This window comes from Aestuariivita sp. (assembly GCF_021404545.1).
In the GTDB taxonomy this organism is placed as follows: Bacteria; Pseudomonadota; Alphaproteobacteria; order Rhodobacterales; family Rhodobacteraceae; genus Aestuariivita.
In genome coordinates, this window is the sequence record NZ_JAAWWD010000003.1 from 47,107 (window position 1) to 71,552 (window position 24,446).

26 protein-coding genes are annotated in these 24,446 nt (G+C 62.6%); 4 read left to right on the top strand and 22 right to left on the bottom strand.

Annotated features, from left to right (window positions below):
• Positions 1–2: 2 nt before the first annotated feature.
• The 3 genes from tolR to HEP69_RS02620 all read right to left on the bottom strand — a co-directional run bounded on the left by tolR (position 3) and on the right by HEP69_RS02620 (position 1,663).
• A complete protein-coding gene (gene tolR, locus HEP69_RS02610; protein ID WP_290556965.1) occupies positions 3–473 on the bottom strand; it encodes a protein TolR in 471 nt (156 codons plus the stop codon).
• Between the two features lie 3 nt (positions 474–476).
• Positions 477–1,172 (bottom strand): protein TolQ, encoded by a 696-nt coding sequence (gene tolQ / locus HEP69_RS02615; RefSeq protein ID WP_290556966.1) that lies wholly within the window; start codon positions 1,170–1,172, stop codon positions 477–479.
• Between the two features lie 89 nt (positions 1,173–1,261).
• Positions 1,262–1,663, bottom strand: a complete 402-nt coding sequence (locus HEP69_RS02620; protein ID WP_290556967.1) for a YbgC/FadM family acyl-CoA thioesterase — start codon at positions 1,661–1,663, stop codon at positions 1,262–1,264.
• On the opposite strand from HEP69_RS02620, the gene HEP69_RS02625 reads away from it, so the two are divergent.
• Positions 1,662–2,156, top strand: coding sequence for a hypothetical protein (locus HEP69_RS02625; RefSeq protein ID WP_290556968.1), 495 nt, complete (start codon positions 1,662–1,664; stop codon positions 2,154–2,156). The genes HEP69_RS02620 and HEP69_RS02625 overlap by 2 nt on opposite strands.
• On the opposite strand, the gene HEP69_RS02630 is transcribed toward HEP69_RS02625, so the two are convergent.
• Genes HEP69_RS02630 through ruvC form a run of 4 tightly spaced genes read right to left on the bottom strand, consistent with a single transcriptional unit; the run spans position 2,106 to position 4,963 of the window.
• On the bottom strand, positions 2,106–2,735 hold the full coding sequence (locus HEP69_RS02630; protein WP_290556969.1) for a hypothetical protein: 630 nt from the start codon (positions 2,733–2,735) through the stop codon (positions 2,106–2,108). The two genes, HEP69_RS02625 and HEP69_RS02630, sit on opposite strands and share 51 nt — an antisense overlap.
• 32 nt (positions 2,736–2,767) lie before the next feature.
• Entirely contained in the window at positions 2,768–3,787 is a 1,020-nt protein-coding gene (gene ruvB / locus HEP69_RS02635; RefSeq protein ID WP_290556970.1) for a Holliday junction branch migration DNA helicase RuvB, read from the bottom strand.
• Between the two features lie 10 nt (positions 3,788–3,797).
• Positions 3,798–4,463 carry a Holliday junction branch migration protein RuvA gene (gene ruvA, locus HEP69_RS02640; protein ID WP_290556971.1) on the bottom strand — a complete coding sequence of 222 codons (666 nt, stop codon included), beginning with the start codon at positions 4,461–4,463 and terminating at the stop codon, positions 3,798–3,800.
• Positions 4,460–4,963 (bottom strand): crossover junction endodeoxyribonuclease RuvC, encoded by a 504-nt coding sequence (gene ruvC / locus HEP69_RS02645; protein ID WP_290556972.1) that lies wholly within the window; start codon positions 4,961–4,963, stop codon positions 4,460–4,462. The genes ruvA and ruvC overlap by 4 nt, the downstream gene beginning before the upstream one ends.
• A gap of 340 nt (positions 4,964–5,303) precedes the next feature.
• On the opposite strand from ruvC, the gene HEP69_RS02650 reads away from it, so the two are divergent.
• Complete coding sequence (locus HEP69_RS02650; protein WP_290556973.1) at positions 5,304–5,522, top strand: DUF1127 domain-containing protein; 219 nt, start codon at positions 5,304–5,306, stop codon at positions 5,520–5,522.
• A gap of 168 nt (positions 5,523–5,690) precedes the next feature.
• Here the strand turns inward: HEP69_RS02650 and HEP69_RS02655 are convergent, their stop codons facing one another.
• The 4 genes from HEP69_RS02655 to HEP69_RS02670 all read right to left on the bottom strand — a co-directional run bounded on the left by HEP69_RS02655 (position 5,691) and on the right by HEP69_RS02670 (position 9,652).
• On the bottom strand, positions 5,691–6,041 hold the full coding sequence (locus HEP69_RS02655) for a hypothetical protein (protein ID WP_290556974.1): 351 nt from the start codon (positions 6,039–6,041) through the stop codon (positions 5,691–5,693).
• A gap of 105 nt (positions 6,042–6,146) precedes the next feature.
• Complete coding sequence (locus HEP69_RS02660; protein WP_290556975.1) at positions 6,147–7,022, bottom strand: 50S ribosomal protein L11 methyltransferase; 876 nt, start codon at positions 7,020–7,022, stop codon at positions 6,147–6,149.
• A complete protein-coding gene (locus HEP69_RS02665; RefSeq protein ID WP_290556976.1) occupies positions 7,022–8,413 on the bottom strand; it encodes an MATE family efflux transporter in 1,392 nt (463 codons plus the stop codon). Before HEP69_RS02665 ends, HEP69_RS02660 begins: the two co-directional genes overlap by 1 nt.
• 6 nt (positions 8,414–8,419) lie before the next feature.
• Positions 8,420–9,652: an MFS transporter gene (locus HEP69_RS02670; RefSeq protein WP_290556977.1), complete on the bottom strand. Its 1,233-nt coding sequence runs from the start codon at positions 9,650–9,652 to the stop codon at positions 8,420–8,422.
• 147 nt (positions 9,653–9,799) lie between these two features.
• Here HEP69_RS02670 and HEP69_RS02675 point away from each other — a divergent pair, with 147 nt between their 5' ends.
• A complete protein-coding gene (locus tag HEP69_RS02675) occupies positions 9,800–10,654 on the top strand; it encodes a transglutaminase domain-containing protein (protein WP_290556978.1) in 855 nt (284 codons plus the stop codon).
• A 19-nt stretch (positions 10,655–10,673) separates the two neighbouring features.
• Here HEP69_RS02675 and HEP69_RS02680 read toward each other — a convergent pair whose 3' ends face one another.
• From HEP69_RS02680 to fsa, 4 genes are all read right to left on the bottom strand, one after another.
• Complete coding sequence (locus HEP69_RS02680) at positions 10,674–11,366, bottom strand: CDP-alcohol phosphatidyltransferase family protein (RefSeq protein ID WP_290556979.1); 693 nt, start codon at positions 11,364–11,366, stop codon at positions 10,674–10,676.
• 41 nt (positions 11,367–11,407) lie between these two features.
• Complete coding sequence (locus tag HEP69_RS02685; protein ID WP_290556980.1) at positions 11,408–12,328, bottom strand: tyrosine recombinase XerC; 921 nt, start codon at positions 12,326–12,328, stop codon at positions 11,408–11,410.
• The gene (locus HEP69_RS02690) at positions 12,325–13,032 is read right to left on the bottom strand and encodes a DUF484 family protein (RefSeq protein WP_290556981.1); all 708 of its coding nucleotides are present in this window, start codon (positions 13,030–13,032) and stop codon (positions 12,325–12,327) included. Before HEP69_RS02690 ends, HEP69_RS02685 begins: the two co-directional genes overlap by 4 nt.
• A 310-nt stretch (positions 13,033–13,342) precedes the next feature.
• The gene (gene fsa, locus HEP69_RS02695) at positions 13,343–13,996 is read right to left on the bottom strand and encodes a fructose-6-phosphate aldolase (protein WP_290556982.1); all 654 of its coding nucleotides are present in this window, start codon (positions 13,994–13,996) and stop codon (positions 13,343–13,345) included.
• A 93-nt stretch (positions 13,997–14,089) separates the two neighbouring features.
• Here fsa and HEP69_RS02700 point away from each other — a divergent pair, with 93 nt between their 5' ends.
• Positions 14,090–16,288 carry a primosomal protein N' gene (locus HEP69_RS02700; protein WP_290556983.1) on the top strand — a complete coding sequence of 733 codons (2,199 nt, stop codon included), beginning with the start codon at positions 14,090–14,092 and terminating at the stop codon, positions 16,286–16,288.
• 102 nt (positions 16,289–16,390) lie between these two features.
• Here HEP69_RS02700 and HEP69_RS02705 read toward each other — a convergent pair whose 3' ends face one another.
• The 7 genes from HEP69_RS02705 to efp all read right to left on the bottom strand — a co-directional run bounded on the left by HEP69_RS02705 (position 16,391) and on the right by efp (position 24,360).
• The gene (locus tag HEP69_RS02705) at positions 16,391–17,146 is read right to left on the bottom strand and encodes a VOC family protein (RefSeq protein WP_290556984.1); all 756 of its coding nucleotides are present in this window, start codon (positions 17,144–17,146) and stop codon (positions 16,391–16,393) included.
• Between the two features lie 54 nt (positions 17,147–17,200).
• Entirely contained in the window at positions 17,201–18,295 is a 1,095-nt protein-coding gene (rsgA, locus tag HEP69_RS02710; protein WP_290556985.1) for a ribosome small subunit-dependent GTPase A, read from the bottom strand.
• Between the two features lie 324 nt (positions 18,296–18,619).
• A complete protein-coding gene (locus tag HEP69_RS02715; protein WP_290556986.1) occupies positions 18,620–19,054 on the bottom strand; it encodes a hypothetical protein in 435 nt (144 codons plus the stop codon).
• Positions 19,051–20,703 (bottom strand): hypothetical protein, encoded by a 1,653-nt coding sequence (locus HEP69_RS02720; RefSeq protein ID WP_290556987.1) that lies wholly within the window; start codon positions 20,701–20,703, stop codon positions 19,051–19,053. Before HEP69_RS02720 ends, HEP69_RS02715 begins: the two co-directional genes overlap by 4 nt.
• Before the next feature lie 643 nt (positions 20,704–21,346).
• Positions 21,347–22,273: an ornithine carbamoyltransferase gene (gene argF / locus HEP69_RS02725; RefSeq protein ID WP_290556988.1), complete on the bottom strand. Its 927-nt coding sequence runs from the start codon at positions 22,271–22,273 to the stop codon at positions 21,347–21,349.
• A gap of 64 nt (positions 22,274–22,337) precedes the next feature.
• Positions 22,338–23,528 carry an aspartate aminotransferase family protein gene (locus tag HEP69_RS02730; protein WP_290556989.1) on the bottom strand — a complete coding sequence of 397 codons (1,191 nt, stop codon included), beginning with the start codon at positions 23,526–23,528 and terminating at the stop codon, positions 22,338–22,340.
• 268 nt (positions 23,529–23,796) lie between these two features.
• On the bottom strand, positions 23,797–24,360 hold the full coding sequence (gene efp / locus HEP69_RS02735; RefSeq protein WP_290556990.1) for an elongation factor P: 564 nt from the start codon (positions 24,358–24,360) through the stop codon (positions 23,797–23,799).
• Between the last annotated feature and the right edge of the window lie 86 nt (positions 24,361–24,446).

Genomic DNA, 24,446 nt, shown 5'->3' on the forward strand with positions numbered 1-24,446 from the left:
GATCACCCGTCACTCTCGGTCAGGGTCGGACCGCCCACATCCGTCACCAGTCCGATATTGGCAAAGCCGCCCGCATTGAGCGCGCCCATCACCTGCATCACGCTGGCATAGGGCACGGCGCCATCTGCGCGCAGGAACACACGATCACTCTCCCGCTCGGCCGCGATGGCGCGCAGCCGCGACACCAGCTGCGCGCGCGGCACATCCGTGGTCTGGATCTGGATCGCCCCTTCGGCGGTGAGAGTGACCGTCAAAGGCTCCTCCTGATCGGTAGGCAGCGCGTTCGCGGCGGTCCGGGGCAGCTCCACCGGCACGCCAACGGTCAAGAGAGGAGCCGCCACCATAAAGATGATCAAGAGCACCATCATCACATCGACAAAGGGCGTGACATTGATCTCGGCCATCGGCCGCGTGCGCGACCGGCGCCGCCGCCTGCCGCCCCCCCCCTCGCTCTGCGTGACGCCCGCGCCCATGGCTCAGGCGTCCAGCTGACGCGACAGGATCGTGGCGAACTCATCGGCAAAGGCCTCGTAGCCCGCAACGATCCGGTCACTATCCGCGCTCAGCTTGTTATAGAAAATCACCGCCGGGATCGCAGCCAAAAGCCCCAGCCCCGTGGCCAAGAGCGCCTCCGCAATCCCCGGCGCCACAACGGCGAGGTTGGTGTTTTGCTGCTCCGCGATCTCGATGAAGGCGTTCATGATGCCCCAGACAGTCCCGAAAAGCCCGATGAACGGTGCGGTCGAACCGACTGTCGCCAGAATGGGCAGACCCTTTTGCAGCTCCTCTGCCTCCTTGGCGATCGCCACATCCATACTCCGATCGATGCGCGCCTGGGCACCTGCGATCAGCCCTCCGTCATCGCGGTGCGAGCGACGCCATTCGGTCATCCCGGCGGCAAAGATACGCTCGGCCCGTCCCTGCGGCTGGGCGCCGATCTGCTCGTAAAGCCCGTCCAAAGGCTCCCCCGACCAGAACTGCCGGTCAAACACACCCGCTTCACGTCGGGCGCCGCGATAGGTGATGAGTTTCTGAAAGATGATCGCCCAAGCCCAAAAGGAGGCAAGCACCAGGATCAGCATCGTCAGTTTCACGGTTAGGGTCGCGCGTGCGAACAGCCCCCACATGGAGAAATCAATCTCCTGTGCCTGCGCCAGAATCTCTGCTTCCATCTGCCTGCTCTTTTGCCTGTGGCCATTCTTTGGACCTGAGTTAAGGCAAAAGCTATCCCAGATTTAAGGGGAAAGCCAACGAAACCAGATCACGATTGCGCCGCGGGACGAATCAATGCGCGAATCTCTGCCGGAAGGCGTGTGGGCCTGCCTTGGGTCGACATTGCGACCGCCGTGACCATAGCGCGGAAGATCTCCTCCTCGCCGCGCATCACCTTTTGATCAAAGACCCATCGGACAGGGCTTTGCGCATAATGGGTCGTCAGGACCGTCAGGCGGTCGCCCAGCCGGGCAGATCCCAGGTAATCGGCCTCGACCCGCGTGACGGCGAAAACCCGACCCTCGGCCCGCATGGCGTTCTGGTCAACGCCCATCCGCTCGACAATCTCCGACCGGGCGCGTTCGATAAAGCGCAGGTAATTGGCGTAATAAACGATACCCGCCATATCGGTGTCTTCGTAATAGACGGTCACGGGAAAGGAATGGGTCATGGATCTCTACAATAGGGGCCGCGCGGGGTATGTCTGGGCGGACCTTATGGGCGCGGTTGCGGCAGATCAAGGCAGATGCCGGGATACCGGCGCGGCCCACCAGCGACCAGGCAGATATGCGCTGCGCGCCGCCCTCAAACCCAGCCTTCTGGCCGCCAGCAGAAAGACAGGCTCCGCACTGACGGCCCGGATCCATGGCCAGACTGCCGCTCAAGCCGATATCAAGGATGTGATCGGCCACAGCGCCCATTGGATCGATCTTGTGACGGGCCAGGCACGCGATGGTCAGGCGCGGCACGACGTTCGGGTGCGCGCACCAGGCTCGAATTGCTCCGAGCTCAGGGCCTGCAATGCCGAACTGCGCGCCTCCGGCAAAGGGCCTCAACGCCCCGGGGTCGCGCACCGCGGCACCTTCGTTGGCAAAAACGAGCAGGGTCCGGCCCTATTGCGCCCGCGCCTGCCCGATGCGCGCCGCCAGACGCAACGCATGTGACGCATCCCGCGCCATATCCGGCAATACCGGATCATAGGCCGCCCGGATAAGTCCGGCGATATCCGGCCTCAGTATCGTGCTGCCTTCTACCACCGCAAGCGGCGATTGTGCGCCAAACGCCGTGTCGGACCACAGAAGAATGGTCTGGACCACCTGACTCAGCGCCAGCGTCTCGGCGGGCACGGCACTCAGATGCGCATCCATCCGCAAAAACACGAATGCCGCGCGAATGGCGCCGGCCTCGTCGAACCGGAACACCCGATACTGGTTGGCCTCCTGTGCCTCCAATCGCGCAACCAATGGCGCAAGCCCCTCAACCAGCCGATCAAGATTGGGAACATCCAAAAGCTCCGACCAGTCGCGGCAGAAAAAAACCATCATATTGGCGCCCAGCTCCGGGTCGGTCTCGGACATCTGATGGTCGGCCAGAATGCAGACCGCCTCCAGCGCCCCCTTGACCACAGCCAGCGTCTCCGGCTCGACGCCGAAGATCACCGGCGCAATCGGCCGCCCCCAGCGTGCAAAGACGAACGACCCGTCCGCCCGGGTGAAATGCGCCTCTATCTCACCGACCTGCATCTTCTTCTCGCTCTAAATACGCCACATGACGCCTATCCAAAGAGATCGCTCTGCCCCTTGGGCGCTGCCAGTCCCAAGTGATCCCAGGCCTTGTGCGCCAGCATCCGGCCCCGCGGCGTGCGCTGTATCAGGCCCTGCTGCAAAAGATAAGGCTCGATCACTTCCTCGATCGCATCGCGCGCCTCGCTCAGGGCGGCCGACAAGGTCTCCACCCCCACCGGTCCGCCAGAGTAGTTCTCCGCGATCAGGCTCAGATACCGCCGATCCGCACCGTCAAGCCCCAGATGGTCGACCCCAAGCCGGGTGAGCGCGCGATCGGCAAGCGCCCGTGAGATCGTGCCATCCCCCTCCACGATCGCGAAATCAACAACCCGTCGCAAGAGCCGCCCGGCAATCCGCGGCGTGCCGCGTGCACGTTTGGCGATCTCGCGCGCGCCTGCATCATCGGCGGGCGCGCCCAGCTTGCGGGCGTTGCGCGTGACGATCTCATGCAACTCATCGACCTCGTAAAACTGCAACCGCACCGGAATGCCGAACCGGTCGCGCAGCGGCGTGGTCAAAAGCCCCATGCGTGTCGTGGCGCCCACCAGGGTAAAGGGCTGCAACTCGATCCGCACCGTGCGCGCCGCAGGCCCTTCACCGATCACCAGATCCAGCTCGAAATCCTCCAGCGCGGGGTAAAGCACCTCTTCGACAGCGGGGTTCAGCCGGTGGATCTCGTCGATAAAAAGAACGTCGCGCGCCTCCAGATTGGTCAGGATCGCCGCCAGATCGCCCGCCTTGGCCAGAACCGGGCCCGAGGTCATGCGGAAATTCACCCCCAGTTCCCGCGACATGATCTGCGCCAGCGTGGTCTTGCCCAGTCCGGGAGGGCCGTGAAACAGCGTGTGATCCATCGCTTCGCCCCGCTGGCGCGCGGATTGGATAAAGACCCGCAGGTTTGCCCGCGCCTCTGCCTGGCCAATAAAGTCGCCCAAAAGCTGCGGGCGCAGCGCGCGGTCCTGATCCTCGGGCAGCGGGTCGGGGCGCAACGTCGGATCGGCGTCGATCATAGCTGCACCCTCACGCTGGCGCCAAAAGCTTGAGCGCGGCGCGGATCAACGCGGGCGCGTCCGCGTCGGGATCCGCGGCAGCGGCCTCGGCCACTGCGGCAGTCGCCTCTGACAGGCCGTATCCCAGATTGGACAGCGCCGAGAGCGCATCTGCCTGCGCGGCCCTGGAAGACGGCGCCGGCGCGCGTCTTGCCGGTGGATTATCAGCGCTGTCGACGACCGCCTCGTCCGGCGCTCCGAGCACCTCACCCGCAGTGGAGCCCATCGCCATCACCGCGGGCGCCTTATCCTTGAGATCCAGAACCAGCCGCTGCGCGATCTTGGGGCCAATGCCTTTGGCCGCACGCACCGCGTTCCAGTCGCCAAGGGCAATCGCGCGGCCCACGCCGTCTGCACCCAGGGTCCCCAGAATTGCCAGAGAAGCCTTGGCGCCGACGCCTTGTACGCTCATCAACAGGCGATGCCATTCCTTTTCGACCAGGTTGGGAAACCCAAAAAGCTGCATCAGATCCTCGCGCACCATCATATCGGTATAAAGCGAGACCGGCGCGCCTGGCCCCGGCAGGCCCATCATCGTGCGATCCGAGACATAGACGATATACCCCACGCCGCGCACGTCGATCAGAATGTGGTCATCGGCCCGGTAATCGAGCCGTCCGGTCAGACGCCCGATCATCTGCCCACCTCCACCGCACGGCTGAGCGCGGCACTGCTTTGCAGATGGAAGGCGTGACAGATCGCGATGGCCAGTGCGTCCGCCGCATCCGGTGTCGCGGGATCGGCTCCGGGCAACTGCATACGCACCATATGTCCCACCTGTTCTTTATCCGCATGGCCCACACCGACCACGCATTTCTTGACCGTGTTGGGCGCATATTCCCCGACATTCAAGCCGAACTGCGCCGGCACCAGCATTGCGATGCCGCGGGCCTGGCCCAGTTTCAGCGTACCCGCCCCATCCTTGTTCACGAAAGTCTGCTCGACCGCGGCACCTTGGGGCGCATAGTCGGTCAGTACCTGCCACAGTTGGGTGTGCAACGACAAAAGCCGCGCGCCCAGATCGCCGGGCTGGGACTGGCAGACGCCGTTGGCTACGTGGCTGAGTCGGCTGCCTCGCGATTCGATAATGCCCCATCCCAATGTCCGGAGGCCGGGGTCTATTCCCAGAACGCGCATTTCCTGACCCTGCTCAGCCTGATTGTTGCTTTTTTACGCCACTAGCACGAAACGCGAACACTTTCCAAGCATTTCCAGGCGTTCGCGTGCGTGATCCAATTGCGACACGCCCATGGTCTGGTCGCGACATCACGTCCAAAATCGACCTGCCAGATGTCGCAAACAGATCAATCCTAATGCCGATTTCTGGTTAATTAACATCAACTTATCCGGATTCTGAGCCATGCAGAAATTGCATGTGCGGCATGCAATTTTCGCGGCTTGTTGCGCCACGACTCCCCGCATATCTGCCCCTTATCGAAACCGCGAAGATTGCAACGCTGAAACAAGGAGACTGGATATGGCTGCTTTCGACACGACCCGTACCACTTATGGCGCAACCGGCTTGTTTGGTCGCATCGGCGCTGCGCTCAACACTTTGATCGGCGCTGCCGTGGCCTGGAATGACGCCCGTGTGACCCGCAACGCGCTGGCGAAACTGACCGACCGTGAGTTGGAAGATATCGGCCTGGTGCGTGGCGACATCGACGACGTCGCAGCGCCCGGAGGTTTGCGCTAAGACAGCGGATCCCAAAACAGAGCAGACCGTCAGCGTCCGCTCGCCGAAAAGAAACTGCGCCGCGCGGCCCGAGGGGGTCTGCGCGGCGCTTTACCATTTAACAGATCTTCAAAAACCGGTGCACTGATTACGCATTACAAAACCGGGATACTGGTACCAGAGTACGGGTTACCTCAGATACGGTCTGAGATGGTTTCCGACGAAAACCGAGGCGGGATCGGGTTGCATCACAAGCGCCCCAACCTGTTCGATAACCGTGCCACTCTTTAACTCCGCGACGTGGCTCTCGTAGGTCGCCTGCCCCAGCTCAGCCATGGCAAGCGCCTTGAACCCGACAAAGGCCGCGGCAAACAAAACAAGGGATCGTCCGGAAATCGCAAAGGCGCGACGCTTGGGTTTGACGATCAACAAACCGTCAGGCCGCAACTGGGTGGTAAAGCCCCGCTCCATCGCCCGGTCCTTGCGCGCCAAAGCGCGCAGACGTTTGTTGAATTGGTGTTTCTCGTCACCCAGTCCCATGACAGCATCTCCATACTGGCCCCCACCAGCGGATGCGACGGTGCTAAGTCCGAAATATGGCAAAATCTGGGCAGCCGCCTCAATTTGCCTAAGAACAGGACTAAATTAGGCCTTGTTTTGAAGAACTATCGTCGTCCAGTCGACAATGCAGTCTCTTGAAATCAGACTGTATCCGTTTGAGCGATAAATCTCGATCACCTCATCGGCCTGTTCGTTCAAAACGCCCGAGAGAATCGCGAATCCCTTGTCAGAATTGTGGCGCGCCAGGTCCGGCGCCAGCGCGATCAGGGGGCCTTTGAGGATGTTGGCAAAGATCAGCTCATAGGGCGCCGCGGATTTAAGGGCGGGGTGATCGAAGCCTGCCGCCTCCACGCAGTTGACCCGATCCTGCAAGGCGTTGGCGCGCAGATTGGCCCGGGCCACATCGACGGCTACCGCGTCGATATCGCTGGCAATCACCGTGCCGTTCCAAATCCGGGCCGCCGCCATCGCCAGAACGGCGGTACCGCAGCCGATATCGGCCACTGTCCTGCCCACGAACCCGTCCGAGGCAAGCCGGTCTAGCGCCCTGAGACAGCCCAGTGTCGTACCGTGGTGCCCGGTTCCAAAGGCCATGGCCGCCTCGATCAGAAGGGCCTCGGCCCCTTCAGGCACCTTATCGGCGTCATGGCTGCCATAGACAAAGAACCGCCCAGCCTCCACCGGGGCCAGTTCGCGGCGCACATGGGCGACCCAGTCGGTGTCGGGCAATTCGGAAACGACAAAGCCCTGCGCCTCGAAGGCCGCCGCCAAAAGCGCCAGCGCCGCCTCATCCGGTGCATCGGTGAAATATGCACCGACCTCCCAGAGGCCCGACCCATCCTCCATCTCGAACACGCCGATGCCGGTCGGTTCGGGCGTCATCCGCTCAAGTGCCGCGCCCAATGCATCTGCCTGCGCTTTACCTGACAGTGTCGTCAGGGCGGTATATGTCGTGGTCATCAGCGTCTCCGAAACCGGTTGAGGTCGCGCCAGCCGCGCCGCAGCTCAGGCTCGGCAATGACGGGTACGCGGTCGATACTGCGGACGAAGTGCCAGCCCCATACGGCCGAGACAAGGCCAATCACCAGACCCAGCAACGCCTGTGCATAGATCACGCCCACGGCACCGGCGATCCCTGCCAGCCACACGGCCACCGGCCAGGTCAGCGCGCCCTCCCGGATCCAGGTCAGCACCGTGGCGCGCGTGGGCCGCCCCAGCGCGTTGAACGCCGCGTTCGAGACAAAGAACGCCCCGGTGAAGAGAAACCCACCCGCGCCGATATGGGTGAAGGCCAAGAGAACCTCCTGCCCTCCGGGTGTCAGCCCAAAGGCACGCCCGACCGCATCACCGACGCTGAACAGGATGGCCCAGACCACAAGCGTATAGCAGATGCAGAAGATCATCGCGTCGCGATAGGTGGTGGCCAGCCGGTCGAACTTACCCGCTCCATAGTTCTGGCCAAAGATCCCGCCGATGGCACCGGCCAACGAAAAGATCCCGCCAAACGCCACAACCGACAGCCGCCCCACGACGGCCCATCCTGCCACCGCATCGTCCCCGAACCGCGCCAGCACCGTGGTCAGCACGTAATTGCCGAAGGGTGTGGCCATCTGCGTGAGTATCGCGGGGATCGCAACGGCCGCATACGGCCTGAGATCCGCCGCCAAGCGCGACAGGCGTGGCAGCGCCACCAGATCATAAACCCGTGTCGTAAAGTAGAGCGCCATCACCATCAGCACCGTGCGTGAAATGTTGAGCCCGATCGCCGCCCCATCAAGCCCCAGCGCCAGATAGTAGATCAGGACCGGATCGACAAAGACCGACACCGTGCCGGCGGTCAGCGTGATATACATCGCGCGCTTGCCATCCCCTTCGGCGCGCAGCACACCGCTGCCGACCATGCCCACGACCATGGGCACCAGTGACGGCAACGTCATCAGAAGGTAACGCGCCGCAAGATCCAGCGTCTCCCCCCGGGCGCCCGCCAGCTCAAGGATGTCGTACCGGAAGCCGATCACCAGCGCGGCCATCACCGCTTGGACGACAAAGGCGATCAGCATCGCACTGCCCGCAATGGCCCGCGCCTCGCTTCGCTGGGCGGCGCCTATCGCGCGCGAGACCAGCACCGTCGCCGCGATCATCAGCCCGATTCCAGAGGAGACCGAGAAGAACTGGATTGCAAAGGCAAAGCCGATGGCCGCCACCATCCGCGCATCCCCCAGAAGCGAGACCCAGAAAAGGTTCATCGCATCCACAAGGAACACAAAGGTGATGCCCGCCGCCCCGGTCAGGGTCATACGCACCACATGACCCATGGTCGAGCCTGTCAGGAACCGCCCCTCGGCGCTCATCGGGGCTTATTCCGCAGGCGCGGGATGAAGGCGCGCGAAGATCGTCTCATTGCCCGGTTCGGGGTGGCGCGGGATCATCAGCGCCAGAACCAGCGACCCCATCGCCAGCGCCGCGGCCAGCCAGAACACCCCCGCCGGGGAGACAAGCCAGAGATACCCCAGTGCAGCAGGCAGAAACACCGCCGCGATATGGTTGATCGTGAACGCCACAGCGGCCGTGGGCGCGATATCGGCAGGATCGGCGATTTTCTGGAAATAGGTCTTGAGCGCCAGCGCCAGCGCAAAAAAGAGGTTGTCGACGATATAAAGCCCCGCCGCGATCATCACGCCCCAGCCAAACCAGTAAAGCCCGCCATAGGCCAGAAACACCAGCGTCAGCCCGACATATTCAAAAGCCAGCGCCCGGCGTTCACCAAAAAATCCGACGGCTTTGCCGATCAGCGGCCCGAATACGATATTCGCCACCAGCGTGATCATAAAGAGCGCGGCAATCTCATGCACATCAAAGCCGAACTTCTCGACCATCATGAACCCGGCGAAGACCACAAAGATCTGGCGCCGCGCCCCGGACATGAATTGCAGCGCATAGTAGAGCCAATAGCGGCGCCGAAGGATCATCTTTTTGACCTGCGGATGCGGCGCCTCGAACTGCGGATAGGCAAACATTGCGGTCAACGCGATCAGTGCCGTCAATCCGCCAGCCAGCATATACACAATGTTAAAGGTGAGGTTCAACGGCTCCCACAGCAGCACAATCGTCGCATAGGCCGCCAAAGTCGCGCCCGATCCTGCGGCCAAAAGCCAGCCGAGCATCTGCGGCGCACGGTCTTTCCTCAACCATTGAAGCTGAAGCGACTGGTTGACCGTTTCGTAATAATGAAACCCGATAGAGCTGAGCATTGTTATGGTCAGAATACCCGCCATCGACGGGAACCAGGCCGTGAACGCGGTCGCCACCCCCAACAGGATCAGTGATACCAACGCCAGCACCTGCTCACGCACAAAGACGATAATGGCGATCACACCCACGGCCAGAAAGCCCGGGATCTCACGCACCGTGTGCAGCCAGCCAATGTCACTACCATCAAAACTCGCCGCTTCGATCACAAAGTTATTGAGCAGCGCCGACCAGGTGGCAAAGGCCATCGGCATCGCCGCCGCCATCACAAAGAGAAGGGCAATCGGCTGGCGCCATATCGGCAGATGCCGCGCATCAGCAAGGGGCAGTGGGGTGAACATGACCCTGGCATACGCCTCGGCGCCGGGCTTGGCGAGAGAAATTTAACCTGTGCACAACCGCTTTGCACCGATGCACAGACCGCTGCCAAGCTGACCGAGCTGCAACGATCTATTTTGGTTTTGCGATATCCGCCGCATAGTCCCTCTATGGCACAAAAGATCCCGCCCAATGCATTCGCGTTCTACATCGCCCACAGCGCGCTAAGCGATCCCGCAGGGTATGGTCGCCAGTTCGATGCGTTGCCGGACGCGGTCGCAGAGCTCTGCGGTGTTGTGCAGACCCTGCTGATACATGACGACTTCGGTGCGCATCTGTATGGGCTTGCGCCAGAGGCATTCCGCAACGCCTCTCGCCAAACCTTGCCCGTGCCCCAGCGGCTGGGGCAACTCGGGCCTCGCCCATTCTCGCGCACCCGCGCGTCGGCCGACCGCGCGATCGGCACGTGCCGGGACTTTGCGCTGCTCCTCTGCGCGTGTTTGCGGCACAAGGGCACCCCGGCGCGGGTCAGATGCGGCTTTGCGCGGTACTTTCATCCGCCAAGCTCCGAAGACCACTGGGTCTGCGAGTACTGGCATGCGGCGGCTGACCGATGGGCGATCGCCGACGCTCAGCTTGATCCAGAACACCGCGCGCATCTTTGCCTGACGTTCGACGTCACGGATATCCCGCCGACCGAGTTTGTCTTTCCTTGGCAGGCCTGGCAACTGAGCCGGGCCGATCCCTGCAAAGCACAGGCGTTTGGGCATGGTGAGACAACCGGTGCGCGGTTCATCCATGTCAACCTGGCACGCGATCTTCTGGCGCTTGTGAAACAGGAGACATCGGATTGGGACAGCTGGCGCGAGATGGATGAGGCGGAGCAACCGCTCTCATCCGCGCTCCTGTCGCAAGGCGACTACCTTGCGGAGCTGTCACAAAAGATCAGCGACTGTGACATCATAGACGCGGGCCTGCTCGACCGGGTCGCGCAGGCCCTGCCAAAACCGCCCTGGTACGGGTGAGCGCACCGGATGCCCGGCCTTAGCGCCGCTCAGGCCAAAGCTGCTGCACGGCCCCTGCCACCAGCAGATAGAGGCTGGTAACCACCAATCCCCAATGCGCCCAGCTTTCGGGATGGAAATCGACCCAGGCCGCCCAGCCTGCAAACCCCGTCCAACCCAGCGCCATGGGCAATGTCAGCCAGCGCCAACGCTCGGTGCGTACGGGATGGACAAATTTCAAAGGGACAAACATCGTGACCGCCAGCACCGTGACAACGGCGAGACAGACAATCCAGTCCGGCTCCAACGCGAAAAGCACCAACACCACCATATTCCAGCATCCTGGAAAGCCGGAGAAGGAGTTATCCTTGGTCTTCATCCGCGTGTCGGCAAAGTAAAGCGCGCTGGTAAAAGTAATCACGATAATCATCACCCAGCCCGACCAGCCATCCATTAGCCCCGACTTGAAAAGCGCAAAAGCCGGGATAAACACATAGGTCAGATAGTCGATGATCAGATCCAGCAGCACCCCGTCGAATTCGGGGGCGTTCACCTTGACGTGATACTTGCGCGCCAGCGGTCCATCGATCCCGTCGACCACAAAGGCCACAACCAGCCACAAAAACATCAGATCCCACTGTGCCTCGATCGCGGCCAGCATCGCAAGCATGGCAAAAACCGCCCCTGTCGCGGTAAAAAGATGAACGGCAAGGGCTTTGACGCGCGGGCTCATGGGTGGGGTAATGCCTCAAGTTCCATAGCTGTGTAAACCGCTTAGGCCTTGGGGTGGGCGCGGTCATAGACCTCCATCAGACGCGCGGTATCGACTGCGGTATAGGCTTGGGTGGTGGAGAGAGACGCATGGCCCAAGAGTTCCTGAATGGCGCGTAGATCGCCGCCCGCGCTGAGCAGATGGGTGGCAAAGCTATGACGCATCGCGTGCGGCGTGGCGGTTGCGGGCAAGCCCAACTGCATGCGCGTCCGCGCCATCGCCTTCTGGATCAGCCGGGGCGATAGCGCCCCGCCCCGCACCCCGCGAAACAGCGGCGCGTCGGCCTCTCTTGGATAGGGGCAGGCCTGCAGATAAGCCTCCACCGCTTCGCGCGCAGCGCTCAGCACCGGTACCAGACGTTCCTTGCCACCCTTGCCCCGGATCCGCAGCACGTCCGGTAACGGTGCATCGCGCCCTGTCAGCCCCAACGCCTCCGATATCCGCAGACCACAGCCGTAAAGCAGCGTCAGCACCGCGATATCGCGCGCGGCCACCCAGGGCGTTGCCGATTGCAGTGCCACCGTGTCGATCATCGCACTGGCCATATCCTCGGCCAGCGGGCGCGGCAGCTTGCGCTGAAACTTGGGCGACCGCGCCGACAGAACGGCTGTCACCTCGATCCCTTCCCGCTCGGCCAACCAGCGAAAGAAGGATTTCACCGCCGAGAGTTTGCGCGCCAGAGACCGCGTGCCCACACCGCCACTTCGGGCCTGCGCCATCCAGGCGCGCATATCGCTCACCGTGATCCCGTGCAGCGCGCCCAGCCCCTGGGCCGCACCCTTGTGCAATGTGATAAACGACAAAAACTCGGCCAGATCCCCCTGATAGGCGGCGATCGTGTTCGGGGACGCGCCACTGAGCGCCTTCTGCGCGCTCAGCCAGCTTTCAAGCGCATCGCGCGCGGCGGGCGAGATCGGGCTCAAGACAGCCAGCGGCGCATCGATCGTTCGAAAACGCCTGCAAAAAACGACATCAGATCCGTACCCTGCTGGGGTGAGAACTGATGTGGATCTTCCGCCCCCATCACCAAGAGCCCAGGCAAGCGTCCGGTGCCAAAATCAAGCTTAAGACAGGCCTCCGAACGGATCCAATCCGACGATTTACCATAAACTTCGGACTGGGCTGCTTGCACCTGACGCAATGTGACCTGACGCACCTGCCCGCCTCGGCCATGGGTAAGATAATCATCGACAAAACCGGGCTGTGTGACGCGCAAGACATCGCCCAGACGCTGGACCACTGCCTCGTCATCATTTTGCGAGGATTCCAGCACCAGCACGATAGAGTCGACACGCAGGATCTCTGCCACCTCTCCGCCCAGATCGCGTAGAAACACCTCGAAATCAAGCGGATCGAGCATCCGCAGGATCGCGCGATGTACCTGATTGGTTCCCGCAAGGTTCTCGTATGCCGCCGCGATCACGCTACGATGGGTATCTTCCAGCCGGTCCAGCCGCGATTCCAGCCGCTCCATTGCAATGCCGCGCAGATCGATGATGTTGCCGCCCATGGTCTTTTCATTGGCGGCAATCAGGGCATGCATCACATCCTGATCATCCAGAATAGCATCGGGTTTCGCGATGATCGCCTCGCGAAGCGTCGTGTCCAGTTTCGGGCTGCTGCTCATAGTCGCCTCTTTATGTATTGGCGTGCTTATAACATGGGGTTCCCGGAAATGCCCGCCAAAAAATGTCTGGGAAGTGTTCAATGTTCCACGGGGGTACATGTGACGTGCCGACGGATCATTGGGGGCGCTGCCCCCGGCCTGCGGCCTCCCCCGCCGGTATTTTTAAAGAGAAGAAGGATGAGGAAGCACCTCTGCTTCTTCTGGCCCTAAACATTCCCAGGGTTTGGGACAGCGTCCCAAGGCCCGTGCGGCCGCGCACAAATAGAATGGAATGCGGCGCAGCCGCTCCTTGTGAGCGAGATGGCACCACTCAGAGGATCGTCTGACCCGTTTTGGCCCAATCGCTCAGGAACTGCTCCAGCCCCTTGTCGGTTAAGGGATGCGCTGCCAGCTTCTTGATCACATCGGGGGGGGCCGTCATCACATCCGCCCCGATCCGCGCGCTTTCCAGTACATGGTTCACCGACCGGATCGAGGCGGCGAGAATCTGCGTCTCGTACCCGTAATTGTCATAGACCGCGCGGATATCGGCAATCAGATCCATCCCGTCGATGTTGATGTCGTCCAGCCGCCCGATAAACGGTGAGATGAACGTGGCCCCCGCTTTGGCCGCGATCAATGCCTGATTGGCCGAAAAGCAAAGGGTGACGTTAACCATCCTGCCCTCGCCCGTCAGCAACTTGCAGGCTTTGAGCCCATCCCATGTCAAGGGCAGTTTCACCGCGATATTGGGGGCGATCTCGGCCAGTTTGCGGCCTTCCGCGATCATCGCATCGGCCTGGGTCGCCACCACTTCGGCACTGACGGGACCATCGACCAGATCGCAGATCTCCTTGGTGACCTCCAGGATGTCGCGTCCCGACTTCAGGATCAGCGAGGGGTTGGTCGTCACCCCATCGACCATGCCCAGATCGTTCAGCTCGGCGATGGCGTCGATTTCGGCGGTATCTACAAAGAATTTCATGGGCGCTGTGTCCTTTGATGGGTTGGCCTTGGCTGGCCTTGGCTTTACCCCAGACGGGCGGGCACCGAAAGCCCCGGAACGGCGAAAGGACGGATGGTGCAGAGCGCGGGTTTCTTCGACGAGGGGCAATTGGTGGGCGTTCTGACGACCCAGCCACTGGACCGCCTCCTCGATTACCGCGCGCCCGAAGGCGGCTGCCATCTGGGCGCCTTTGTGGAAGTGCCACTGGGTCCGCGCAAGGTGCTGGGAGTGGTCTGGGCTCCGGGACGCGGAGATTACGATTTGTCGAAGATCCGCGCGGTCATCCGGGTGCTGGATGCTGCCCCGATGCGCGAGGAACTGAGAGCGTTCTTGACCCGCGCCGCCGACTATACCCTGACCCGGATGCCCGCGATGTTGCGCCTTGCCACCCGCGCGCCGGGCCTGGGCGATCCGCCCTCGATGCGCAAAATCTACCGGCTGGGCCATCGCGCGCCCGACCGTATGACCGACGCGCGCGCCCGTGTCCTTGAGGTATTGCGCGATTATGGCGGTCTTGCCTTCACATTGAAGGAACTGGCGGAGTTGGCCGGCGTAACCTCATCGGTGATCAAGGGTCTGGTAAAGCAACAGGCTCTGATCGAGGAGGACAGCCCCCGCGATCTGCCCTTCCCTCGCCTTGACCCTGACCGTCCGGGCAAGGCGCTGACCGATGATCAGGCCACGGCGGCGGATGCGCTGCGCATCGGCTTGCGGTCCGAGCGCTATGGCACAACCCTGCTGAAAGGGGTCACTGGGTCAGGCAAGACTGAGGTCTATCTCGAAGCCGTCGCCGAGACCCTGCGCATGGGTCGGCAGGCTCTCGTCCTGCTGCCGGAAATCGCGCTCACCGCAGAGTTCCTGACCCGGGTGGAGGCGCGGTTCGGCGCCCGCCCCGCCGAGTGGCATTCGGGCGCCACCATGACCGAGCGCCGCCGCATCTGGCGGATGGTGGGTCAGGGAGAGGCGCAATTGGTTGTCGGCGCCCGCTCTGCCCTCTTTCTGCCTTTCCAGAGCCTGGGCCTGATCATCGTGGATGAGGAGCACGACACCTCCTACAAGCAGGAAGAAGGCGTTCTCTATAACGCCCGCGACATGGCGGTCCTGCGCGCCGCGATCTGTGGTGCACGGGTGGTACTGGCCAGCGCGACACCCAGCCTGGAAAGCTGGGCCAATGCTCAGGCCGGGAAATACGACAAGCTGGAGCTGACCGCGCGTTTCGGCGACGCAGTCCTGCCAGACATGCGCGCCATCGACATGCGTCAGGAGGCGCTGCAGACTGGGCGCTGGATCTCGCCTACGTTGCAGCGGGCGGTCGCGGTACGGATGGAACGCGGCGAACAGGCGCTGCTTTTCATCAACCGGCGAGGCTATGCGCCGGTGACGCTGTGCCGGGCCTGCGGGCATCAAGTGGGGTGCGAAAACTGCGACGCCCGCATGGTCGAGCACCGGTTCCTCAAACGTCTGATGTGCCATCAATGCGGCGAGACGGTGCCGATCCCGACCACCTGCCCCTCCTGCGGCGCCGAAGACCGGCTGGCCCCCGTCGGCCCCGGTGTCGAGCGGCTGACCGAAGAGGCCGTGGCGCTTTTTCCAGAGGCACGTGTGGCAACGCTCAGCTCGGATATGTTCGGCTCTGCCCGCGCCCTCAAGGCCGAGATCGAGGCGATCGGCAAAGGCGGGGCCGACATCATTATCGGCACTCAGTTGGTGGCAAAGGGCCATAACTTCCCGCTGCTCACGCTGGTCGGTGTGATCGACGCCGATCTGGGCCTGCAAGGCTCGGATCTGCGCGCGGCGGAGCGCACGTTTCAACTGATGCGCCAGGTAGCGGGCCGCGCGGGGCGCGCCGAGAAGCCGGGCCAGGCGCTTCTTCAGACCTACCAGCCGGAACACCCGGTGATCCGGGCCATTCTGGGCGGCGATGAGGAGGCGTTCTGGCGCGCCGAAGCCGCCGAGCGGCAAGCCGCGGGCGTGCCCCCGTACGGGCGCATGGCTGGCATTATCCTGTCGGGCCCGGATGTGGGCGCGGTCTTTGATCTGGGCAACGCGCTGGCGCGCGCTGATGGCCCGCTGCGCCAGATCGGCGCGCAGGTCTTTGGCCCCGCGCCGGCCCCCATCGCACGGATCCGAGGACGGCACCGTGTACGCCTGCTGGTCAAAGCCGCCAAGGGCGCGCCCTTGCAGGACGCCCTGGCCCGGTGGACCGCGCAAATCCAGATCAAGGGCGATCTGAGGCTGAGCGTCGATATAGATCCGCAGAGCTTCTTTTAGCAGCCCACGGTTGGATGGCCAATTGGGAGCATGGTGTCACAGGAAGAGGCGCAGGGTCGAGGCCCCGCGCCGATCCCGCCCAAGACCCGCGCGGGTCCGCTTCTAGACCTTGCAGAGAAAACACAAGGATCCAGCAGGATCCCTCAAAAGGAGATCACCTGCCCCAGCCTGGCGCGCAGGCCGATCTGTGATGACCTCCCCTCCCAAGGCTTGGGCGGCAGCCGCCGACTTGAGCGGGTCCGCGACCCAGAGACTGGGCACCCAGATTGCCCCGACATCGTCCGGGGGTGTTTCGACCACATGCCGGGCAACGCCCCGACCTGAAGGCCCATCAATCAGCCTGTCGTTTACCGCCTCGCCGAGAGGCGATCCGCCCGTCCAGTGAAAGAGCCCGGTGTAGAACGCTTCGGGAAAGGCGGCGTCGGTGAGATAGTGTTCAGGGCCGAACTGCTGCCGGGGCACCGGAAACGCATGGCGCGACAGCGAGATCCCCAGCAACGCGCCCAACGGGTCGCGCAGTAACGCGTTCCGGCCAACACCGGGCACCTCGAAGGGTGGGCGCACAACCGTGGCGCCAAGCGTCTGTGCGAGGACAACCGTCGCGTCGACATCCTCGACCTCGACATAGGCAACCCATCCGGACCCGAGCTCTGATGGGGCTGGCGCGAAACCGGTACCCGCCTCGCCTTTCAAAAGGGCGAGGACGAAGTCCTGTTCACCCCCGCCCCAGGAAAACTCGGTCGCATGTTCAATCTGATAGCTCCATGCCGCGACACCCTTGTAAAACGCCATCGCCCGCGGCCTGTCCTGCGTAAAGAGATCGTGCCACACGATCTGGCCGGTCTTGCTGTCATTCATCCCGTCATCCTTTCGGGTTTCCAATCGGGATTAGCCCGCCCATCCGCGACACGGTCAGTCATTGGTCCAATTCCTTTTGACCTTTTGTTTGCTGACCCGCCTGACCATCTTGCCAAAGGCTTTGTCCTTGCTCCGACGTTCAGCCAGGGTCGAGGAGTTGAACGCGTCCTCGGCCACCAGTTTGCGCCACCGATGAAGACGCGCGGCGTCGACCTCGCCATGTTCCAGCGCCTTGAGAACGGCACAGCCGGGCTCGGTCTGATGCTGGCAATCGGTAAACCGACATTGGGTTGACAGAGCGTGCAGATCCGCAAAGAGATCGCCGATCCCCGAGGCCGCGTCGGTGAGCTGCAACTCACGCATGCCCGGTGTATCCAAAACCAGACATCCGCCCCGCACCAGATGCAATTGGCGGCGGGTCGTGGTGTGCCGTCCCTTGGCATCGTCTTCGCGAATGGTTTGCGTCTCGATCGACTGTGTACCGGCAAGCGCGTTGGTCAGCGTGGATTTGCCAACCCCGGACGACCCAAGAAAGGCGACGGTTCTGCCGGGTTTGCACCACTCCGCCAACTTGGCCTGTGGCTCGGGTCCGCGCGCATCGAGGGTCACGACCGGCACCCGTTCGGAAATCGCGCGCGCGGCATCGACATAGCGCGTCGGATCCTCGGCCAGATCCGCCTTGGTTAACACGATCACCGGCGCGATCTCGGCCTCAAACGCAAGCGCTACATAGCGCTCAAGGCGGGCGACGTTGAAATCCTGATTGCACGACGACACGATAAAGGCCGTGTCGATATTCGCCGCGATCAGTTGCACCTGCCGGTCAGTGCCCGGTGCCCGGCGTTTGATCAGGCTCTTGCGCTCCAGAACCCGGTAGGCGCCCGGGGTGACGCGATCGACCAGGATCCAGTCGCCAACCGTTGCATCCGGTCGCGGCGGGACGGTCATGTCGATACCGTCGCCGCGCGCATGCAGGCCATTGCGGTGCACCTCGACCACGCGGGCCGGAGGCATCTCGGATAGCTCATCGATGCTGATCTGCTGTGCGAAAAAGGGCTGCCAGCCCAGGGTTTCAAGAAGGGATCGGTGTCGGTCTGCGCCTGCATCTTGTGAATTCAGGGGCAGGAATTGGGAATAGTCCCGTGTCATTGTGGGTCAACTTTCATGTCTCAGCCGCAAGCATCGCCTGGGCCGAAAGGGTCAGGTAAATCTGAGAACGCAAATCAACCTGTCCGCCCAAGTGACTTGGCGGCGACCATCCGAGGTTGTCTTTGCATCGGGAGGCGCCATGCCTCCCCACCTTACCGGGACATAAAATCTCCATTTCCGATGTTTGTAACATAGGAAATGGCCGAAACGTGTTCAAGCCGCACCGCCGCCGCAGGCGGATCGCCCAACGCTCTCCTGACGCAACGTAACAGAGCCACTGATCAGGGCATCGCAACGGTGCGGCCTGACAGGGTGTTGGCCCGATCAATCGTTATCGATCTGCCCAGCACCGGCCCCCTGCGCGCGCGACGCAGCGGTGTCGGGCACATAGGTGCGCGCCGCATGAGCGTCCAGCTCGGCCCACCGATCGTCCGGGATCTCAATCCTGTGTGACAAGACCGGCACCGCGCCCTCGGCCTTGCGCCCGGCCTCCAGCCGCCAGCCCCGCGCAGCAGCCAGTGCCGGTGCCAGAGATGAGGTGAGCGATGACCCTTGGCCGCATTCCACCGCGTCCAGCGCATGCATCAGCGCGACCAACTCGGCCCCACCCTGCGCCAAATCCGCGGCGATCCGTGCCACGTCCTCCGGATCCAAAAACCCCGCGGCGGCATAAAGATCCTCGGCTACGCCAAGCGGCAGGCCCGCCCCCCGCGCAGCTTTCATCAGTTGCGCGGCCAACTCCGCGCGAGAGCGCTTCATGCCGTCCCGAAGGCGGGCATCCACCAATCCGGCGTGCGGTCCAACTCATCGGCCAGTGGCGCGCCTTGGGCGAGGGTGATCCGTGTCCAGCGATCGGATTTCGGATCGAATTTGGCGGCCCCGAAAAACGCCAACTTGCAACGCAGCATGTCGACAGGCCGACAGTCGGCATCGATCAGGTTGTCGCGGATCTCGGCATATGGGTGCCGGATCAGCGTCTGGACCCGGCGCAAAGCCGCGCGATGCTCGGGATGGGCGCGCAGAAACCCGATCAGATCCCCGTCATGCTGCTCCAGCGTGCGGGCCATGGCCTGCACCTGCCGCGCCACATCCAGCGGGCTCTCCCGTTCCGCCCCCGGTTCGTGATGGCGCAGGCCCAACCGCGGCTCCAGCTTGGCTTGGGAGACATACCAGAACTGGGCCTGCTGGTCTGTGCGGTCGAAATCCACAGCCAGCGCCCACCCCCAATCGCGCATCAGCGCGACGCGGATCTCGGCCACCGGCATCTCGGGCTCGATCCGCGGCAGAAACGGGGTCGCCATACACTCGGTCAAACCGTCGACCAATGCGCCAAAAGGCTCGATCAGAAAGGCCGCCACCAATTCTTGCAACGCCACCGATCCGGTCTGCGCGGCCTCCCACAGCGCATTGATCGGCTCAGGACCTTGCAGTGTCACATCCCCCAAATGGCGGATGAACCCGGACCACTCGCGGCGCAAAAGGCCGATCTCCGCCTGCGCGTCCGCATCGGGCACGCGCCAGTCGCCCAGATGCCGCGTCACCCGGCCCGCCAGGCTGCGCAGGCACGCAACCTCGGCAGAGGTTAGATCTGGGATCGCGCGCACCCGGGCCAGCGCGGTCTCGCGAACCTGCATCCAGGCATCCAAAAGCAGCGGGTGGCTCACCAGAAAAGGGGCCATACCCAAACCCGTGGCATTGCCGATACCCAGATGCCGCTTGAGATGCCGGTCAAGCGTCGCACCGCCCAGATGCTCGACCAGATCATGCGTAAATCCGCGGATCAGCCATACGGTCAGCATTTCAGCCATGAACGGGCCGCCCAGACCTGGCCGGTCCGCAATCCGCGCCCGGTCCGCGATCCCGAACTTGCCGTTGCCGTAGACGGCGGTGGTGCGCATCAGATAGCCGGTGTCGCGGATGCGATCCGCGTCGGGTTGACGGCCCGCGCGCAGCGCTTGCACAACATGGGTGAAGAGCCGGACAGACTTGTTGGCCCGGCTCAGCACCAGATCCCTCTCGCCAAAGCGCGCGGCCTCCTGTTTCGGAGCCGCCTGACAGATACGCGCGATCTCGGCGGCATCGGGGATCCCGTCATAGAGGACATAGGCGCTGTCCCATTCTTGCGCGATCACACGGTCGGTGCGCTGCGCATCCGATATGCGGGTCGAGACGGCAACCAGCGAATAGGTGTGACCGCCCAGATCAATGGAATATACCGCATGCCCATAACCCGCTTTGTCGATCCGCCAGACCGGCCGCGTGACCTGCGCCGCGTCGTCATGCAGTCGCCGCAAAAGCGTAGGCAGAAACGACAGCCGGGTCGGGAACGCAGCCCCCATTCGGCGTAACCGCATGACCTGCGCGGGGGCGCGCAACACAAACCGGCGCGGCTCAGCGAGATCTTTCATGTCTTCGCTCCATATCCTCCATCATGGCACCGCAAGCGATTTGTGCCTGTCCGGGTTCGGACACCCAGTGACGACGGGCCGTACGCGGGCCGCAGCGCGTGACATGTCGATGAACTGACCGATCGTCTTTGTCCGATCCACTGCCCAACACCCTCGCTGTCTGAAACCCAGATTCGCAGTCTCATCCCAATCCGTAGCAGACAACATTTGGGTCATGCGGATCAAGGGGAGGAACCGGTCCCCCACCCGTCATGGATCATGATCGGGCAAAGCTGCCGAAAGGCCACGTCAGTTGCGGTACGGTCCGATGTCGACCCGCAGCATCGGGTTGTGACGCGCCGCACCTGAAGGCCAGATGCCACGGCGCCACAATCGACCGGGCTCCCCGCCTGAGGATCAACACGATGTTGCTGACAACGTCATGGTACAGGCCCGCACCTTCAAAACCGCGCCTTGCTTCTTCTGGCTGAAAATAGTCCCGGGGGTGTGGGGGCTGGCCCCCGCTCCGCCCGCCTGTTTCAGGCGCGGCCGCCTGAACGTGACGCCCGCGCGTCTGCCCTGCGGCTGTCTGGCACCAAGACGCGCACCGTTTCACCCATCCGTCGATGCACCAGCAAGATCCCAGCCAAGCTCAGGTTCTGGATCACACCCCCAGACACCAGCGCATGATCGCCTTTTGTGCATGCAAACGGTTCTCGGCCTCGTCGAAAATCACCGATTGCGGACCATCCATGACCGCCGAGGTGACCTCTTCCTCGCGATGCGCAGGCAGGCAATGCATGAAAAGCGCATCCGGCTTTGCATGGCCTATCAAGTCCTCATTGACCTGGTAGGGGCGCAGCATGTTGTGGCGGCGTTCTTTCGAGGATTGGCTGTCATGCATCGACACCCAGGTATCCGCCACGATCAGATCCGCGTTTTCGACCGCTTTGAACGGATCGCGTTCCACAGTGACGGTGCTGCCCATTTTGCGCGCAAACCCCATGAACGCCTCCTCCGGGTCAAGCTGAGACGGCCCGGTGAAGGTGAAGTTAAACCCAAACTGGCCTGCCGCATGCAGGAAGGAGGCGCAGACATTGTTGCCGTCTCCGGTCCAAACGACCTTCTTTCCGGCGATGGGGCCGCGATGCTCTTCGAACGTCATGACATCGGCCATGATCTGGCAGGGATGGGTGCGATCGGTCAAACCGTTGATCACGGGCACGTCGGCATAGTCCGCCATCTCGGTCAGAACCGTTTCGTCGAAGGTCCGGATCATGATCATGTCGACATAGCGGCTGAGCACGCGGGCGGTATCGGCGATCGTCTCGCCGTGCCCCAGTTGCATATCATTGCCCGACAAGACCATCGTCTCGCCGCCCATCTGGCGCACCCCCACATCGAAAGACACTCGCGTCCGGGTCGAGGGTTTCTCAAAGATCAGCGCCACCATATGGCCCGCCAATGGCTGGTCGTTGTCAGGCGCACCCTTGGGCCTCCCCAGACGGGCCTGTTTCATGGCCCCCGCCTGGTCGATGATTTGCCGCAGATCGCCCGCGGCGGTTTTGTGGATGTCGAGAAAATGGTTCATGTCGGTATCGCTTTTTGGGTTACTGGTGGAGTGGGGGCCAGCCCCCACACCCCCGGGAGTATTTTCAGCCAGAAGAAGCTGAGGGTGTTTTGAGACTGGCAGCGGCGGCGCCCAGTCGGATCACGGCTTCCGCGATCTCGTCATCGGTGATCGTGAGCGGGGGCAGGATGCGGATCACATTATCGGCGGCGGGTACTGTGATGACAGCGTTGGCATAGCCGGCATCGACCACGTCCAGGTTCGCGGCCTTGCATTTCAAGCCCAGCATCAACCCGGTGCCACGCACATGATCAAAGACATCCGGGTGCTCGGCCACGAGCGCCTCCAGCCTTTGGCGGAAGAGACCGGCCTTGCGGTTGACCTCGGCCAGAAAGGCAGGATCGGAGACGATGTCCATCACCTTGTTGCCCACCGCGCAACCCAGCGGGTTGCCGCCATAGGTAGAGCCATGGGTGCCTGCGGTCATCCCAGAGGCGGCCTTTTCTGTCGCCAGTACGGCGCCGAGGGGAAACCCGCCGCCAATGCCTTTGGCCACCATCATGATATCGGGGTCGACCCCCGCCCATTCATGGGCGAAGAGGCGGCCCGTCCGGCCGACACCGCATTGCACCTCATCGAGGATCAGCAGGATACCTTTTTCGTCGCACAGATCGCGCAGGCCCTTCAGGCACTGGTCCGGCAGCGGCACGATGCCACCTTCGCCTTGCACCGGTTCAATGAGGAGAGCGGCGGTCTTGCCGGTGATGGCCGGGGCGAGCGCGTCGTGATCGCCCCAGTGCAGGTGCACGAAGCCGGGCAGCAACGGGCCAAACCCCTTGGTCATCTTTTCCGACCCCGCAGCCGCGATACCGGCCGAGGACCGGCCATGGAACGACCCGGAAAACGTGATGATCTCAACCCGTTCGGATTGACCTTTGTCGTAGAAATACTTGCGCGCCATCTTGACGGCCAGCTCGCACGCCTCGGTCCCGGAATTGGTGAAAAACACCGTGTCGGCGAATGTCGCATCCACCAGCTTTTCGGCCAGCGCCTGTTGCTGCGGGACCTGATAGAGGTTGGAGGTGTGCCACAGGCGCTGCGCCTGATCCGTCAGCGCCTCGACCAGGGCTGGGTTGGCATGGCCCAGCGCATTCACCGCGATGCCCGCGCCCAGATCGAGAAAGCGTCGGCCATCCGCCTCGATCAGCCAGCTGCCTTCGCCTTTGACGAAAGACAGGGGAGCACGGGAATAGGTCGGCAAGAGCTGCGCAATCATCGCAATGTCCTTTGCATGGATTAAGCCCTGTGAGTGCCTCACAAAGGGCCGGTAGGTCAACGATTTCAGAGAGAAGGGCGCCGAACGAGCGGGCGCGCATGATCAGGCGGACGTCAGAGGCGTCGGCGTCGGTCGCGTCGGAGATGCTCGGCAGTGATCATGCAGTTGGGGATACGGCAGGCCGCGCAAAATGAAAAGCGGAAATTACCCAAAGGCAATTCCCGCATGTTTGCGATCACAACAGCCGATGCACGGCTCCGACACCCGGTCACGCGCGTTCAGCGTATTCCATCGTCTCGGTATTGACGATGATATCCTCATCCGACCCCACGAACGGGGGAACCATGACCTTGACGCCATTGTCCAGCACGGCGGGTTTGAAGGAATTGGCAGCGGTCTGCCCTTTGACCACCGGCTCGGTCTCCACCACCTTGCAGGTAACTTTCTGGGGCAGCGTGGCGTTCAGCGCCTCGCTCTCATAGAACTCCACGACAATCGTCATGCCGTCCTGCAAGAAGGGGCGCCGTTCGCCCAGGATATCAGCGGGCAGCTCGATCTGCTCATAGGTTTCGGCATCCATGAACACGAGCATCCCGTCGCTTTCATAGAGAAACTGCTGATCTTTCTGTTCCAGCCGCACACGCTCCACCTTGTCGGCGCTGCGGAACCGTTCATTCAGCTTGGAGCCGTTGCGCAGGTTGCGCAGTTCGACCTGCGCAAAGGCGCCGCCCTTGCCGGGTTTGACATGGTCGACCTTGACCGCCGCCCACAAGCCGTCATTATGTTCCAGCACGTTGCCCGGTCGAATTTCGTTTCCGTTGATCTTTGGCATGCGTCAAACCTGTCTCAAAAGGTTGATGATTGTCTGCGCGATCCTATATCTGGCCGGATATGAGGTGTCCAGACAACCATATCTCG